This is a genomic window from Paenibacillus sp. FSL M7-0802 (genome assembly GCF_038004945.1).
Classification (GTDB): Bacteria; Bacillota; Bacilli; order Paenibacillales; family Paenibacillaceae; genus Paenibacillus; species Paenibacillus polymyxa_B.
In genome coordinates, this window is sequence record NZ_JBBOSD010000001.1 from 2,918,453 (window position 1) to 2,931,503 (window position 13,051).

Below are 13,051 nucleotides of genomic sequence, written 5' to 3' on the forward strand. Positions count from 1 at the left end.
CCGGGAAATATGATGATCTTTACATGTGCGCATTGGTCAAATCAGAGTATATCAATCGTTCTCAGAAATGATAGGTATAGGTGGATCAAGCGGGGGAGCTTGGATTCAGTGGCATACACATTTCATATTGCTCAATGGGGTCTTTCGAGAGACCTATTTTTTGGATAAAGCCTTCAAGAGAGTCATTGTCGGACAGACAAATGTACACCTTCTCAATCTTTTGGATCTCTGCTGCTCTATGAAGGAGGGCGCGTCCTAATCCTTGGTTGCGGTGCTTAGGATCGACCCAAAGAAAGTTGATTTTACCCTGAGCACTCATGCTCACCATGCCAAGACACGTTTGATTCACTTCGTAGATGCCGAGAAAAGCTTCTTGTGTACTGGTGGCGTAATAAGGCGTGTCACTTTGCCAATGGATGTGGCAGTCGGTGAGGGTCTTACGAAAAGCTGCGACGTCATCAAATGTAACTTCCTTAAGAATATACGAAGATGAGAGGGCAGCGGGTGGGGCGGAGGGCAGAGTGCCGTTGTAGTATTTCAGCGTATAGCGTGGCTGATAGCCTTGCTTTTCATATAATTTGACGGCCCGATGATTATCCTTGATGACTTCGAGCCATAGCTGCTGGCAGTCCGCGGAGATGGCTGTTTGTTTATGTAATTCCAGCAACTTGTTGCTAATCCCCTGACCACGGTAAGCCGGAGCGACGCATAGCGTACCGCAACGCATCGTCTTGTACCCGTCGAACTGTCGGACACCGCCGAGAATTAAGCCGATCGGTTGATTCTCATCCATGGCAAGGAAAGAGTGATTCCGTGTATTCCCCTCTGGACCAAAAAACCGTGCTACGAAATCGTCCTGATCCATGGTCAGGCGAATGGAATAATCTGAGAACCCAAGCGAAAATGCTTGAAAAATGTGTTCCATGCTGACGTCATTGCATCTCATATAGGTGATCACCGTTATTCCCCCCTAGAAATTCATACTATATTTGGATTATAGGGAATTAAGGGAGCTCCATCAATCTCCCGCTGAAAATAAAAAAACCCCTTAAAAAAGGGGATTGGTGCTGGGTGTTGTAGGGTTGCAATTCGTGTCGCTAAGATCAGGATTGGTAGAGAGGTCACGATAATGGTTGAGCTTATATTCAATAATTTTTTGGGTTTCCATCAGTCTGGAAATTTCTTGTTGAATCTTCTGATTATGTTTCTCAAGTAAGGAGTGTCTGATCGGAATGGTGCTGTTGCCTTGCATCGAAAGTTCTCGATAATGCTTCATTTCCTCTATAGTCATTCCAGTAGCTTTTAATCGGGTTAAAAAGATAATCCCCAGAATCTGATCTCTACTGTAGAACCTGTGTCCGTTAGCCTTTCGTTCTGCATAAGGCAGCAAGCCAATTCGCTCATAATAGCGTATAGTATCTTCTGTTAAACCTGTTAGTTCTGCAGCTTGACTAATAGAGGTTATGGTCTCCGGAATTTCCTGCAAAGTATCCCACTCCTTAATTGTAACGATTACCAAGGCACTTCTCCATTCGAGTCGAAAAACCCTCCTGACGGCCCGTCATTATTTAAAGTGGCTAAACGAACAACGACAGCAGCAGCTTGTTGTACCGAACCCGGTCCTGTAAAGCCATTTAAGTCAGTGGCGGTAAAGCCAGGGTCAGCCGAATTAATTTTGAGAGGTGAGTCTTTGAATTCTTTGGCAAGGGTGACGGTGAACATATTAACCGCTGCCTTGCTGCTATTGTAGGCAAGCAAATTAAATTGTGCATGCTCATGCTCAGGATCGCCATTATAGGTTAACGAACCAAGGCCACTCGACAAGTTAACGATTCTACCACAAGGAGATTCTTGCAATAAAGGTAGCATGGCTTGCGTCACGGCGACCAAACCGAAAAAGTTCGTTTCATACGTTTCTCTTAAATCGTTCAAAGAGAACTGACTTGGAGGAGTGGCTCCTCCTAAAGATATGCCGGCATTGTTGATTAGTACATCAAGGGAACCGAATTCTTGTTTGATCTGTTGGACTGCGGAATCAATCGTACTTTGATTCGTCACGTCTAACAAAATCAATCGGGCTTCTACTCCCTCATTAGCCAACTTAGCCACCGCTTCCCGGCCGCTCTGCTCATTCCGTGAGCCAATCAGGATTGTAATACCCATCCCCCCCAATTGTCTGGCTGTTTCATACCCGATGCCTTTGTTGGCCCCAGTAATAAGAGCTGTTTTCCCAATAGTCATGAGCGATTCCTCTTTTCATTATTCTTGAATTTGGCGGCCACCATGCTTTAAATGTACTACTTGGAGTATACTTAAAGTCAACACAAAACCAGCAAAAATATAGCTCGAAATGCCCTGGACATTCTTTATTTTGGAAGATGGGAGAATGGAATGAATAAAAGGCAAATGGAAATTTTACGCATGTTGTTAACTGAACCGGACCTGTTGTGGTTAGCGCAGGATCTGGCGGATCTGACCGACTGCTCTGAAAAGACGATCCGCAACGATCTGAAAGTAATTGAAGATTATATCGTCAAGCATTCTGATGCCAATCTGGTGAGAAGGCCGGGACGCGGCATTTATCTGGAGATGGGTGAAGCGGATCAGAATGAATTGTTCCATCGACTGTATGCGGACGAGAGTACAGCCCAACATGAGTCGGATGAGGAAAGGGTGCTGCATCTCGCCTATCGGCTCTTGATGAATGCCAAGCCTGTGACCATCCAGGATCTAGCTTCACAGTATTATGTGAACAAGACGGTGATTCGTAGAGATATGGAGAAGATCGATGGCTGGCTGCACAGCTTTGATCTGGCCTTGATTACCAAGCAGCGCGTTGGATTGACCATTCAAGGCTCTGAGAAAAATAAGCGCATCGCTTTGGCGCGGATGAACCAGCTGATTGACAGTCCTGAGTTAACAGGACAGATGATGCGCAAACAGTTTGAATCGCACGAGATTACAACCATAAATCATGAATTAAAAGCATTTCAAAAACGCCATGAGCTCAGCTTTACTGACGAAGCTTTCGAAGCTCTAATGCTGCATATTCTCTTAATGGTCAAACGAACCAAGATGGGACAACCCATTTCGCTCTCCAAGCAGGACATTGCCTTTTTGCAGGAGAGACGCGAATTTACATGGGCTACGTCTTTTTTGCAGCAGTTGCAAAAGTTGTTTGCTGTGCCTTTTTCCAAGGAAGAGACGGCGTATTTAACTCTGCACCTGCTTAGTGGGAAGTTCCGTTACCAGCAGGAGGGAAGAACAGGAAAACAAGGTGAGCTGGCAGATAGTCACCCGCTTTTGCCTGAGTTGATTGAGCAGTTAGTTCGGCGGATGTCCGAGCTGAATATGATTGCCTTTTCCAAGGACAAGATGTTACTGAAAGGGTTGAATGTCCATTTATATACGACCCTGAACCGTCTTCAATATGGGTTGACCGTGTCCAATCCTATGCTGGCCGAGATCAAGAAGATGTACCCCTACATGTTCGACCGAGTTATTATTACACTGGAAGAGGTGGGGAAATGGATCCGGCTATCCTTCCCCGAGGAGGAAGCGGCGTATTTAACGCTGCATTTTCAGGCTTCTGTGGAGCGATTGCACCAGAAAGAGAGTCATCCCCAGAGAGCCATCATCGTGTGTCACATGGGCATCGGTATGTCCCAACTGCTACGCACCAAGGTGGAACGTAAATTTCCGGCTGTACATGTGGAGACAACCCTTTCCAAAGCAGAAGTCCAGGACTATCTGGCAGCCCAGGAGGTGGATCTCGTCATTACCACTGTAGATCTCCCAGAGATGAACATTCCGCACATTCTCGTCTCTCCCTTGCTGGATGTCAAGGACGAACGTCGACTGGAGCAAGTGATCCGACGACTGGATGAGCCGGAACATAGGGCAGCAGAAGAATCGGTATTTTTTAAATATACAACACCTTTTTTGGTCTTTCCCCAGCAGGAAGTGCAGCATCCGGAACAATTGATCTCCAAGCTGGCGCAAATACTGGAGGACAAAGGATATGTGGAGCCTGGTTATGTGGACAGCGTACTGGCGCGAGAAAAAATGTCGGCCACGACGATTGGGGGAGGCATAGCCATCCCGCATGGCGGTTCTGAGTGGATAAGGCAGTCCTCCATTGTAATCGCTACCTTGAAGCAGCCGCTTACCTGGGGAACCGAGAAAGTAGAGCTTGTGTTCTTGCTTGCGGTCAAACAGGATGGGCGGGAAGAAATGCGCCAGTTATTTAAGGAATTGTCCCTGATCAGTGAGCAGCCTGCTTTGGTTCATGCCTTATCTAAGGAGACCGATGCGATGAGATTATTAGGGAGAATGAAGGGATAAACTAAAAAAGCTGTGCTCTGGAACAGGACTTATAGATAAGTCCTGTTTTTTGCCGGTATAATTCCGTTTTTCCGAAAGTTCCGGTAAAAAGTTTGTCCGATAACAGCAAGATAGGCGTTTATACTATCAATGTAAGCGGAAACAACAGAGAGAAGGGGAATGACTATGAAGATATTGGCGATTACCTCATGTCCTAACGGAATTGCACATACGTATATGGCAGCTGAGAATCTGCAAAAGGCAGCAGCAAAGCTGGGCGTCGAGATGAAGGTCGAGACACAAGGCTCCATTGGAGTCGAAAATCAACTGACCGAGCAGGAGATCCGTGAGGCAGATGGCATTATTATTGCAGCGGATAAAACGGTGGTTAAAGACCGCTTCGTCGGTAAGAAACTGCTGGTCGTTGGCGTACAGGATGGCATTCGCCGTCCAGAAGAATTGATCCAGCGGGTGATGAAGGGTAATGTACCTGTGTACCAAGCAGAGTCACGTTCTGCCGAAGGTAGCTCACAGGAGAACAAACCGAAACAAAATCCCATCTACCGCCACTTGATGAACGGTGTATCCTATATGGTACCCTTCATCGTCATTGGGGGATTGCTCATTGCCATTGCGTTGACGATTGGCGGTGAGAAGACACCAGGCGGTCTGGTTATACCGGACGGTTCATTCTGGAAGACGGTTCAGGATATCGGTTCGGCTTCGTTTACCTTTATGATACCGATCCTCGCCGGATTTATCGCGATGAGTATTGCAGATAGACCGGGGCTTGCACCGGGTATGATTGGCGGATTCATTGCTGCGAACGGCAGCTTTTATGGAAGTGAGGCGGGGGCTGGATTTATCGGCGGCATTATCGCCGGGTTCCTGGCCGGTTATGTTGCACTTGGGATTCGGAAAATCAAAGTTGGCCGAGCATTACAGCCGATCATGCCTATAATTATTATCCCTGTATTGGCATCATTAATTGTTGGATTAATCTTTGTCTTTGTAATCGGTGCTCCAGTCGCACAATTGTTTGAAGCTTTAACAGGTTGGCTTGCAGGTATGCAAGGTACAAGCTCAATTCTACTGGCATTGATTCTAGGTGCGATGATCTCCTTCGATATGGGCGGCCCTGTGAACAAAGTTGCTTTCTTATTCGGTTCGGCCATGATCGGCGAAGGGAATTATGAAATTATGGGGCCAATCGCCGTTGCGATTTGTATTCCACCGATTGGGATGGGACTTGCAGCGATGATCAACAAACGTAAATTTGCACCTGCGGAACGCGAGGCTGGGAAGGCAACATTCACAATGGGGTTGTTCGGTATTACCGAAGGTGCAATTCCATTCGCGGCGCAAGATCCACTGCGTGTTATTCCTAGTATCATGGTAGGATCCATGGTCGGTTCAGTCATTGCGATGTTGGGGAATGTAGGTGACAAGGTAGCTCACGGTGGACCGATTGTAGCTGTACTTGGTGCAGTAGATCATGTGCTTATGTTCTTTATCGCCGTTATTGTCGGCGTAGCTGTATCGGTTGTCCTGGTGAGCTTGCTGAAAAAAGATATTGCAGCAACTGTAACTCCAGATGCTGCTGGGGAAGCTGGACAATCTGCGATTACTACAACGGCCGCTACGGAGTCATCTGCTTCAACAACTGTTACAAATAATGGGCCAGCCGTTTCTCCACAAGCCATTCACATTGAGAAACTGACGGATATTGTAACGATGGATATGATTAATTTGGATCTGGAAGGAACGACACGAGATGCTGTGGTTGATGAAATGATCGGAGCACTTGAGAGAAATGGAGCCGTAAGCTCTGCCAGTGATTTCAAACAGGCGATATTAGCCAGAGAGGAAGAAGGCTCCACAGGCATCGGAATGAATATTGCCATTCCTCATGGCAAATCGGAAGCTGTCCTGAAACCAAGCGTGGTCTTCGGCATCAAGCAGGGCGGTGTTGACTGGAATAGTGCAGACGGAAGTGAAGCAAAACTGATCTTCATGATTGCCGTACCGCGCAACAGCAAGGAAAATGCGCATCTGAAAGTACTGCAGATGTTATCGCGTAAGCTGATGGATGATCATTTCAGAGAAGCGCTCCTGGCGGTTAAAACGAAGGAAGAAGCATATCAATTGCTGGATCAGGTGCATTAATTCCAAGCGATAAGAACTTGAATCAAAAAAAAGAGGCTCCCGAAGTTTCAGCCGGGAGCCTCTTTTCTTGAGAAGGTCTTTGCGTAAGTCAGCGGCGTTCACCGCGTGATATAAGTATGATGCCGAGAAATACAAAGCCTGCACCAGCCAGATGAGCCAATGAGAAGGATTCACGGAGGATGATATAGGACAGCAACAGTGTACTGACGGGAATACAACCCCGTGAGGATAGGCTGCTTTTTTCACAACAAGATATTGTGTTCCATGATCATCTAGGTTTGAGCCATGTAATCGCTACATAAAGTCAAAAAAATAACGGATCACGTGAAAAAAGACGGGCGAGGTGTAGGTCAAGCTATCCACCCGACTTAAATAGCTTTTTTTCAAAGCATCGAACTTGTCATCATCGCCGATTAATAAATCCCGCTTCAGCACGGAAACCGTTAAGCTACCGAAGAAACCGCTCAAGCTGATCAGCATGCCGAAAATAATTCCAAATTTCAGGTCAAACGGCGTCAGATAGGGATAGATAAGATAGGAAGCCGCTATGGTTACGGGAAAAGCGAATGCAAAGCCTTCCCAAGTTATATTGGGATTGGATGTCGGGACGATTTTCCGCTTTCCGAAATAGAGTGATGCTAGATAGTGTACGACATCATTGAGCTGCGTCAGTACCACTAGAAAAAGTACAAGTTTTGCTCCGTATTGCGGCGTAGCAAACTGAAAATAGGCCAGATGACTCAACCCGAAAACCATCAGCATGAGCCCCCATTGGGTCGAACTGACACTGCGCAAAAAACCAACCGTTCCTTTGTTGATCAATCGCGGGAGCGGTAGCAGTAAGAATACATAGATAGGGATAAAGACAATAAACATTCCGTACCACCCGATATAAATCCAATAAAATTGTACGGGAATCGCTAAGTACGCCCATAGAAACAATCTGCGATCAGCTTTTCTGGATCTAATCATGGAAAAGTATTCTTTTAGCGCAAAAAAGGTGAGTGCCATCAAGGAAAGCAGTGAGACGATCGGATTGAAAAGAGTTGCCAAGCAAAAGATAAAGAACATACCCCACCATGTCTTGATGCGAAGCCCAATAGCTGCATAGTCTTTGTCTGGCTGTGTTTTGACTACCACTATATAAATCAGATGGATGACCAATAAGGCTGCGAAAATAAGGATTAACGTTAATAGCGAACTGTCCATTACCACTCACCAACTTATCGCGAAATAGGATTCCATTAAGGTTCCTATGTTATTATGAAGGAATAATTCAAACTTGATAAGGGGAAATTTCGTAAATGGTAGCAGATCAATCCGTCTTTATCTTGCTTACGAATACGGGAACGTTTCTTACGAGAGTCATTAAAAGCTATACGAGAGCGCCATACAATCACGCCTCCATTTCCTTCAACCGGGAACTTTCGGAGTTATACAGCTTCGGGAGAAAGACCCCTAATAACCCTCTGGATGGTGGTTTCGTGAAAGAGGATATTAAGACAGGTACATACAGCAGATTTCCGAATACAACATGTGTTATCTACGAGCTTCAAGTAACCGACCGTGAAGTTGAAAAAATGAAGCGAGTTTTACATGTATTTATCCGAAGTCGTCAAAAATATATGTATAACTTACTGGGTTTGATTGGTATTGCACTCAAAGAACCAGTTGAGTTCAGCAATTCTTATTTTTGTTCGCAATTCGTTGCGGAAATTTTACAGCGATCCGGCATAAAAATATGGAACAAGTTGCCCGCTCTTGTTACGCCAGACGATTTTCGTCAAAGTGATCGATTCCATTTGATCTACGAGGGGAAATTGAGCGAGTATGATCCTCAAGCTTGAGGATCAGCACCGCATTACTTAAACCTCTTCCGGCACAATTACCTCAATATGACGCGGTAAAATACCAAGCTCGATAGGCAAAGACGGCCCTTCCTCACCATCTACATTCGTACTGACCGGTTCTGCAGAGCTGACACTTACATGCTTTGCGGTAAAATAAACGATATCACTATGATCCTTCAGGTTGCCTAAAAACAAGGATATGCTGGCCGTCACGGTGTTCAATATATTGAGGTTTTTGAAAATAAAGCAGTGAAGCAGACCATCGTCAACAGCCGCATCGGGCGCCAGTTTCTCGAATCCGCCAACTGAATTGGTCAAAGTAGCCAAAAAGAGCGGGGATTTTCCTTCCCAGATATTGTCATCATAGCGGACGATAAGTGAGTGGGCAGGATGGCTGATAAGCTCTTTCATGCCTTCTTTGAAGTAGGCAAACGTGCCAAACATGGATTTATCGTCTGATGATACAGCTGATAGCGATTCAGCAAGCGAACCTGTGGCAACCACATTGGCAAACATCCGGCCGTTTAAGAGACCCATATCTACGTTTTTCACGCGGGTAGAAGTCAGTGTACGGATCGCCAGCTCGGGACTTAGCGGAATTTGCAAGGCACGGGCAAAATCATTGACTGTCCCCAGGGGAATGACACCCAGTCTTGGACGATGGTCTTGATCAATGAAACCGTTGATTGTTTCGTGAAGTGTGCCATCCCCGCCGATGGAAACGACTAGGTCACAAGCTTCCTCACACGCATTGACGCAAAAACGAGTGGCGTCCAGTTCCTTTGCCGTCTCTTTAACCGTAACAACGTATCCTTGATCACGTAGAATTTCTTCTACGCTTCTGACATGTTGGAGGGATTCCTCTTTGCCGGAAGAGGGATTTACAATAATCATAGCTTTCTTCATATACATGTTCCTTTCTCTGGGGAAAGTCTGGTTACCAACTCTTACCCGAAAAGCAGACCTTTAGACTCTAGATTAGACATGTGTTATATTTTTAGTTACTATATAAAAGTGAATACAATTTGAATGGAGGATTTCATATGAAAATTGCATTAACAGGAGCAACGGGGCAACTGGGTTCCATCGTGGTAGATACGTTGCTTACATCTGTCTCCGCAAACGATCTTATTGTTAGCGTAAGAAATCCAGAAAAAGCAGAGAACTTACGGTCTCGTGGTGTTGACGTTCGTCATGGCGATTTTGATAAACCGGAGACGCTGGATCAGGCGTTTGCTGGAGTAGATCGACTGCTGATTATATCCGCAGACGGGGATAATGATACTAGAATCCGTCAGCATAAAGCGGCTGTTGATGCTGCTGTGCGTGCTGGAGTAGGCTTCATCGTTTATACTAGCGCTGCCAATGCCGCTGACAGCACTCTATTCCTTGCGCCCGTACATCGTATCACGGAGGAGTTCATTCGAGAGTCAGGTATTCCTTACTCCTTCCTGCGTAATAATTGGTATCTGGAGAATGAGGCAGGCACGATCCAATCCGTACTCGCGGGGGCTCCTTGGCTAACCTCGGCAGGGTCCGGTAAAGTAGGTTGGGCTACCCGCGCAGATTATGCGCAAGCAGCTGCAACCGTTTTGTCTGGCGAAGGGCATGAGAATACAATATATGAGCTCTCCGGTAAGCCGATTACCCAAGAAGAGTTTGCAGCGGTACTTGCTGAGGTTCTGGGCAAAGACGTTCCTGTACAGCAGGTGGATGATGCTACGTATGCCGAGGTTATGCTCGGTGCGGGAGTCCCGGAAGGTGCCATCCCTATTGTGGTCGGTATTCAACAAGCAATTCGTGAAGGAGCCTTGGATGTCGTAAGCAACGACTTCGAGAAGCTGTTGAAACGCCCCCTTACGCCGCTTAGTCAAGGAATTAGTGAACTGATCAAGCAAACCCAAGCATAATAAACGTGCCGTAAAAAAGGATGCTGCCTAGGAAGACAGCGTCCTTTTTAGTTACATGTTTACCTCTCGGCATTTTCAGTAGACAGAACGCTTACATATAAGGTACAACAATACTCAGATTAGTTTCATCAATGAGTGGAATCGTGACGGATTATCCAATATACTTGTAGGGAACTCCAAGGAAGACTTGGAGCAAGCTTGGTCTATCAAGGAAGCTTAGCATAGCAGTAGAATTTGAAAATGAATGGAGTACATAATACCATGTCTAATTTACCAAATTGTCCTGAATGTAATTCAGAATACACTTATGAGGATCGCAGTCTTTTCATTTGCCCGGAATGCGCTCATGAGTGGTCTACCGAGTCAGAAGCAAGCAGTGAAGACGTAAAGGTTGTTAAAGATGCGAATGGTAACATCCTGCAGGATGGTGACTCTGTAACTGTCATTAAAGACCTTAAAGTGAAGGGAAGCTCATCCGTCTTGAAAATCGGCACCAAAGTAAAAAACATCCGTCTGGTAGATGGCGATCACGATATTGACTGCAAAATTGATGGTTTTGGAGCAATGAAGCTAAAATCGGAGTTTGTAAAAAAGAATTAAAATGTAAGAAAGGAGAAGCCGAGGGCTTCTCCTTTTTTATTTACAATGGTGCTAACCATACGGTTCCCGTTCCCCTGTACACATTTACCAGCCCTTCGCCGGAAGCAGCCGAGCCCATTTTGGTTTTCCCGGATTTTTCGACGGTGAACTGTAAGGTATTGGACCACATGAGGGCAAAGTTACCATCCACCTTCAGCACATCATTTTGCAATTCTATAACGACCGCTTCCTCAGAAGGGATTGGAGCTTGAAGTGCCAGAACTCCTTTTCCGCGGGCGCTTAAATTAAATAACCCTTCTCCACCCAGTGCAGCAGAGGAAAGATTACTACGTGCAACGACGGAAATGTCCAGCGTCGTGTCACAAGCCAAAAACAAGCCGTCTTCGATGGCAATATCATCATTGTCGACATCAATAAGCCAAATATATTGGTAAGTAGGCTCCAGCATAATGGTACCCGTGCCTCTATAGTGTGGTTTAATGGCACCTGTTCCCGTTACAGCACCGGACACCAAGTTTCGCATTAAGCCTCCAACGCCTTTTACACCAGTAGTCATTTCCATGCTACCCACAGTATATTGCATAGCTCCCGCTTTCATCATAATCTCGCTATTGTTGATTTCGATCATGAGCTGTTTGCGGCGCATATTACTTTTGCTCATATAGTAATTGTTTTTCGCAGCCTCCACCGAGGTGGAACTCAAATCTGTTATGTATTCTAGTACCGTAAATCCACCTAATTGGTCAGTGATGGCAACATTGCTGTTATCCTTTAAATTGTTAATGATAAAAGCCATAAATGTATGTGCCTCCTTGTTGTATTCATGTTGTGGGGATGGGGATGTTCTTTATTCCATAAAATATTCGACAAAGAGACTTCTTTTCCTGCGGCGAATCTGGACACTTCCCTTGGCTGGTTTTCAGACTCAAAAAAGGAGAGCTTGAAAAAGATGTGAAAAAGGTTCAATATAAAGATATCGGTTTTTAAAATGATTGGCTTCGAAAGCAGTCGTATGAGAATAGGGCATGAAAATAGGGGGTAGAACAAGTGGAGATAGGTATAAGCACGTTTGTAGAAACAACGCCGGATACCCAAACGGGTGAGGTTATCAGTCACGCACAACGTATACGTGAAGTGGTCGAGGAGATTGTGCTTGCAGATCAGGTAGGGCTGGATGTGTACGGCGTGGGGGAGCATCATCGTAAAGATTATGCGGCATCTGCTCCGGCTGTTATCCTCGCTGCTGCAGCAGCACAGACCCAACGAATTCGGTTAACCAGTGCAGTTACGGTGCTTTCATCGGATGATCCCGTACGTGTGTTTCAAGATTTTGCTACACTGGACGGTATTTCGAATGGACGAGCTGAGATTATGGCAGGCCGAGGTTCTTTTATCGAATCGTTTCCGTTATTTGGGTATGATTTGGATAACTACGATGAATTATTCGATGAAAAGCTGGAGCTGTTATTGAAAATCCGAGAATCCGAGAAAGTTACCTGGAAAGGCGGGCATCGGCCGGCAATCAACAATTTGGGTGTGTATCCGCGTCCAGTTCAAAATCCTTTGCCCGTATGGATTGGGAGTGGGGGCAATCAGGAATCTGTGGTTCGTGCAGGCTTGCTCGGGTTGCCGCTGGTTCTGGCGATTATTGGGGGTAGCCCTGTACAGTTTGCCCCGGTGGTGGAACTGTATAAAAAAGCCGCTAGGCATGCTGGTCATGATGCATCGCTGCTTCCGGTTGCATCACACTCGCATGGTTTTATCGCAGAGATGACTGAGCTGGCAGCGGATAAGTTCTTCCCTTCCACTCAGCAGAGCATGAATGTGCTTGGGCGTGAACGTGGTTGGGGCCCTTACACTCGTTCCAGCTTCGATGCCGCACGCAGCTTTGAAGGAGCGTTGTATGTAGGCGATCCCGATACGGTTGCCAAGAAAATCATTCATCTGCGTAAACAGGTAGACATTACACGTTTTCTGTTGCACGTGCCCGTCGGTACGATGCCGCATGATGATGTCATGAGAGCTATTGAGCTATTGGGAACAGAGGTAGCACCACGGGTTCGTGAAGAGATATCCAAGTGGGAATCCGAGAGTAAATAAGTGGGTTGCCTCATAGATAAAAGAGAAAGGAGCAGGCCATGGGGGGAGGTCGCTCCTTTTTTGGGTTCTAAAAAAACTATATGCGAGCTGATCAGATCATTT

General features: G+C 46.0%; 13 protein-coding genes. 6 read left to right on the forward strand and 7 right to left on the reverse strand.

Annotated features, from left to right (window positions below):
- Positions 1 to 85: 85 nt before the first annotated feature.
- The 3 genes from MHB54_RS13590 to MHB54_RS13600 all read right to left on the reverse strand — a co-directional run bounded on the left by MHB54_RS13590 (position 86) and on the right by MHB54_RS13600 (position 2,241).
- Positions 86 to 958: a GNAT family N-acetyltransferase gene (locus tag MHB54_RS13590; RefSeq protein WP_160788339.1), complete on the reverse strand. Its 873-nt coding sequence runs from the start codon at positions 956 to 958 to the stop codon at positions 86 to 88.
- Positions 959 to 1,048: 90 nt separating this feature from the next.
- Entirely contained in the window at positions 1,049 to 1,519 is a 471-nt protein-coding gene (locus tag MHB54_RS13595) for a MerR family transcriptional regulator (protein ID WP_023991051.1), read from the reverse strand.
- A complete protein-coding gene (locus MHB54_RS13600; protein ID WP_023991050.1) occupies positions 1,513 to 2,241 on the reverse strand; it encodes an SDR family oxidoreductase in 729 nt (242 codons plus the stop codon). Before MHB54_RS13600 ends, MHB54_RS13595 begins: the two co-directional genes overlap by 7 nt.
- A 150-nt stretch (positions 2,242 to 2,391) precedes the next feature.
- Here MHB54_RS13600 and MHB54_RS13605 point away from each other — a divergent pair, with 150 nt between their 5' ends.
- Both MHB54_RS13605 and MHB54_RS13610 read left to right on the forward strand, forming a co-directional pair.
- A complete protein-coding gene (locus MHB54_RS13605; RefSeq protein WP_340981656.1) occupies positions 2,392 to 4,344 on the forward strand; it encodes a BglG family transcription antiterminator in 1,953 nt (650 codons plus the stop codon).
- Between the two features lie 165 nt (positions 4,345 to 4,509).
- Positions 4,510 to 6,489: a PTS fructose transporter subunit IIABC gene (locus tag MHB54_RS13610; RefSeq protein ID WP_076264591.1), complete on the forward strand. Its 1,980-nt coding sequence runs from the start codon at positions 4,510 to 4,512 to the stop codon at positions 6,487 to 6,489.
- 88 nt (positions 6,490 to 6,577) lie between these two features.
- Here the strand turns inward: MHB54_RS13610 and MHB54_RS13615 are convergent, their stop codons facing one another.
- Together MHB54_RS13615 and MHB54_RS13620 are read right to left on the reverse strand one after the other, a co-directional pair.
- Complete coding sequence (locus MHB54_RS13615) at positions 6,578 to 6,745, reverse strand: EamA family transporter (RefSeq protein ID WP_305954070.1); 168 nt, start codon at positions 6,743 to 6,745, stop codon at positions 6,578 to 6,580.
- Between the two features lie 38 nt (positions 6,746 to 6,783).
- Positions 6,784 to 7,698, reverse strand: coding sequence for a phosphatidate cytidylyltransferase (locus tag MHB54_RS13620; protein ID WP_025719205.1), 915 nt, complete (start codon positions 7,696 to 7,698; stop codon positions 6,784 to 6,786).
- Positions 7,699 to 7,793: 95 nt separating this feature from the next.
- On the opposite strand from MHB54_RS13620, the gene MHB54_RS13625 reads away from it, so the two are divergent.
- Positions 7,794 to 8,336 carry a hypothetical protein gene (locus tag MHB54_RS13625; protein ID WP_023991046.1) on the forward strand — a complete coding sequence of 181 codons (543 nt, stop codon included), beginning with the start codon at positions 7,794 to 7,796 and terminating at the stop codon, positions 8,334 to 8,336.
- A gap of 18 nt (positions 8,337 to 8,354) precedes the next feature.
- Here MHB54_RS13625 and MHB54_RS13630 read toward each other — a convergent pair whose 3' ends face one another.
- Positions 8,355 to 9,245, reverse strand: coding sequence for a diacylglycerol/lipid kinase family protein (locus tag MHB54_RS13630; RefSeq protein WP_075155097.1), 891 nt, complete (start codon positions 9,243 to 9,245; stop codon positions 8,355 to 8,357).
- A gap of 137 nt (positions 9,246 to 9,382) precedes the next feature.
- Between MHB54_RS13630 and MHB54_RS13635 the strand changes: the two genes are divergently transcribed.
- Positions 9,383 to 10,249, forward strand: a complete 867-nt coding sequence (locus MHB54_RS13635) for an SDR family oxidoreductase (protein WP_023991044.1) — start codon at positions 9,383 to 9,385, stop codon at positions 10,247 to 10,249.
- A 261-nt stretch (positions 10,250 to 10,510) separates the two neighbouring features.
- Positions 10,511 to 10,849, forward strand: coding sequence for a zinc ribbon domain-containing protein YjdM (locus tag MHB54_RS13640; RefSeq protein WP_013312677.1), 339 nt, complete (start codon positions 10,511 to 10,513; stop codon positions 10,847 to 10,849).
- Positions 10,850 to 10,889: 40 nt separating this feature from the next.
- Here the strand turns inward: MHB54_RS13640 and MHB54_RS13645 are convergent, their stop codons facing one another.
- A complete protein-coding gene (locus MHB54_RS13645) occupies positions 10,890 to 11,645 on the reverse strand; it encodes an AIM24 family protein (protein WP_340981657.1) in 756 nt (251 codons plus the stop codon).
- Between the two features lie 251 nt (positions 11,646 to 11,896).
- On the opposite strand from MHB54_RS13645, the gene MHB54_RS13650 reads away from it, so the two are divergent.
- The gene (locus tag MHB54_RS13650) at positions 11,897 to 12,949 is read left to right on the forward strand and encodes an LLM class flavin-dependent oxidoreductase (RefSeq protein WP_340981658.1); all 1,053 of its coding nucleotides are present in this window, start codon (positions 11,897 to 11,899) and stop codon (positions 12,947 to 12,949) included.
- Positions 12,950 to 13,051 lie beyond the last annotated feature (102 nt).

Excerpts from the sequence above, each read along its gene's own strand:
- MHB54_RS13620 (WP_025719205.1), bottom strand. The coding sequence starts at position 7,698 with ATGGACAGTTCGCTATTAACGTTAATCCTTATTTTCGCAGCCTTATTG.
- MHB54_RS13635 (WP_023991044.1), top strand. The coding sequence starts at position 9,383 with ATGAAAATTGCATTAACAGGAGCAACGGGGCAACTGGGTTCCATCGTG.
- MHB54_RS13645 (WP_340981657.1), bottom strand. The coding sequence starts at position 11,645 with ATGGCTTTTATCATTAACAATTTAAAGGATAACAGCAATGTTGCCATC.
- MHB54_RS13605 (WP_340981656.1), top strand. The coding sequence starts at position 2,392 with ATGAATAAAAGGCAAATGGAAATTTTACGCATGTTGTTAACTGAACCG.
- MHB54_RS13640 (WP_013312677.1), top strand. The coding sequence starts at position 10,511 with ATGTCTAATTTACCAAATTGTCCTGAATGTAATTCAGAATACACTTAT.
- MHB54_RS13625 (WP_023991046.1), top strand. The coding sequence starts at position 7,794 with ATGGTAGCAGATCAATCCGTCTTTATCTTGCTTACGAATACGGGAACG.
- MHB54_RS13630 (WP_075155097.1), bottom strand. The coding sequence starts at position 9,245 with ATGAAGAAAGCTATGATTATTGTAAATCCCTCTTCCGGCAAAGAGGAA.
- MHB54_RS13610 (WP_076264591.1), top strand. The coding sequence starts at position 4,510 with ATGAAGATATTGGCGATTACCTCATGTCCTAACGGAATTGCACATACG.
- MHB54_RS13600 (WP_023991050.1), bottom strand. The coding sequence starts at position 2,241 with ATGACTATTGGGAAAACAGCTCTTATTACTGGGGCCAACAAAGGCATC.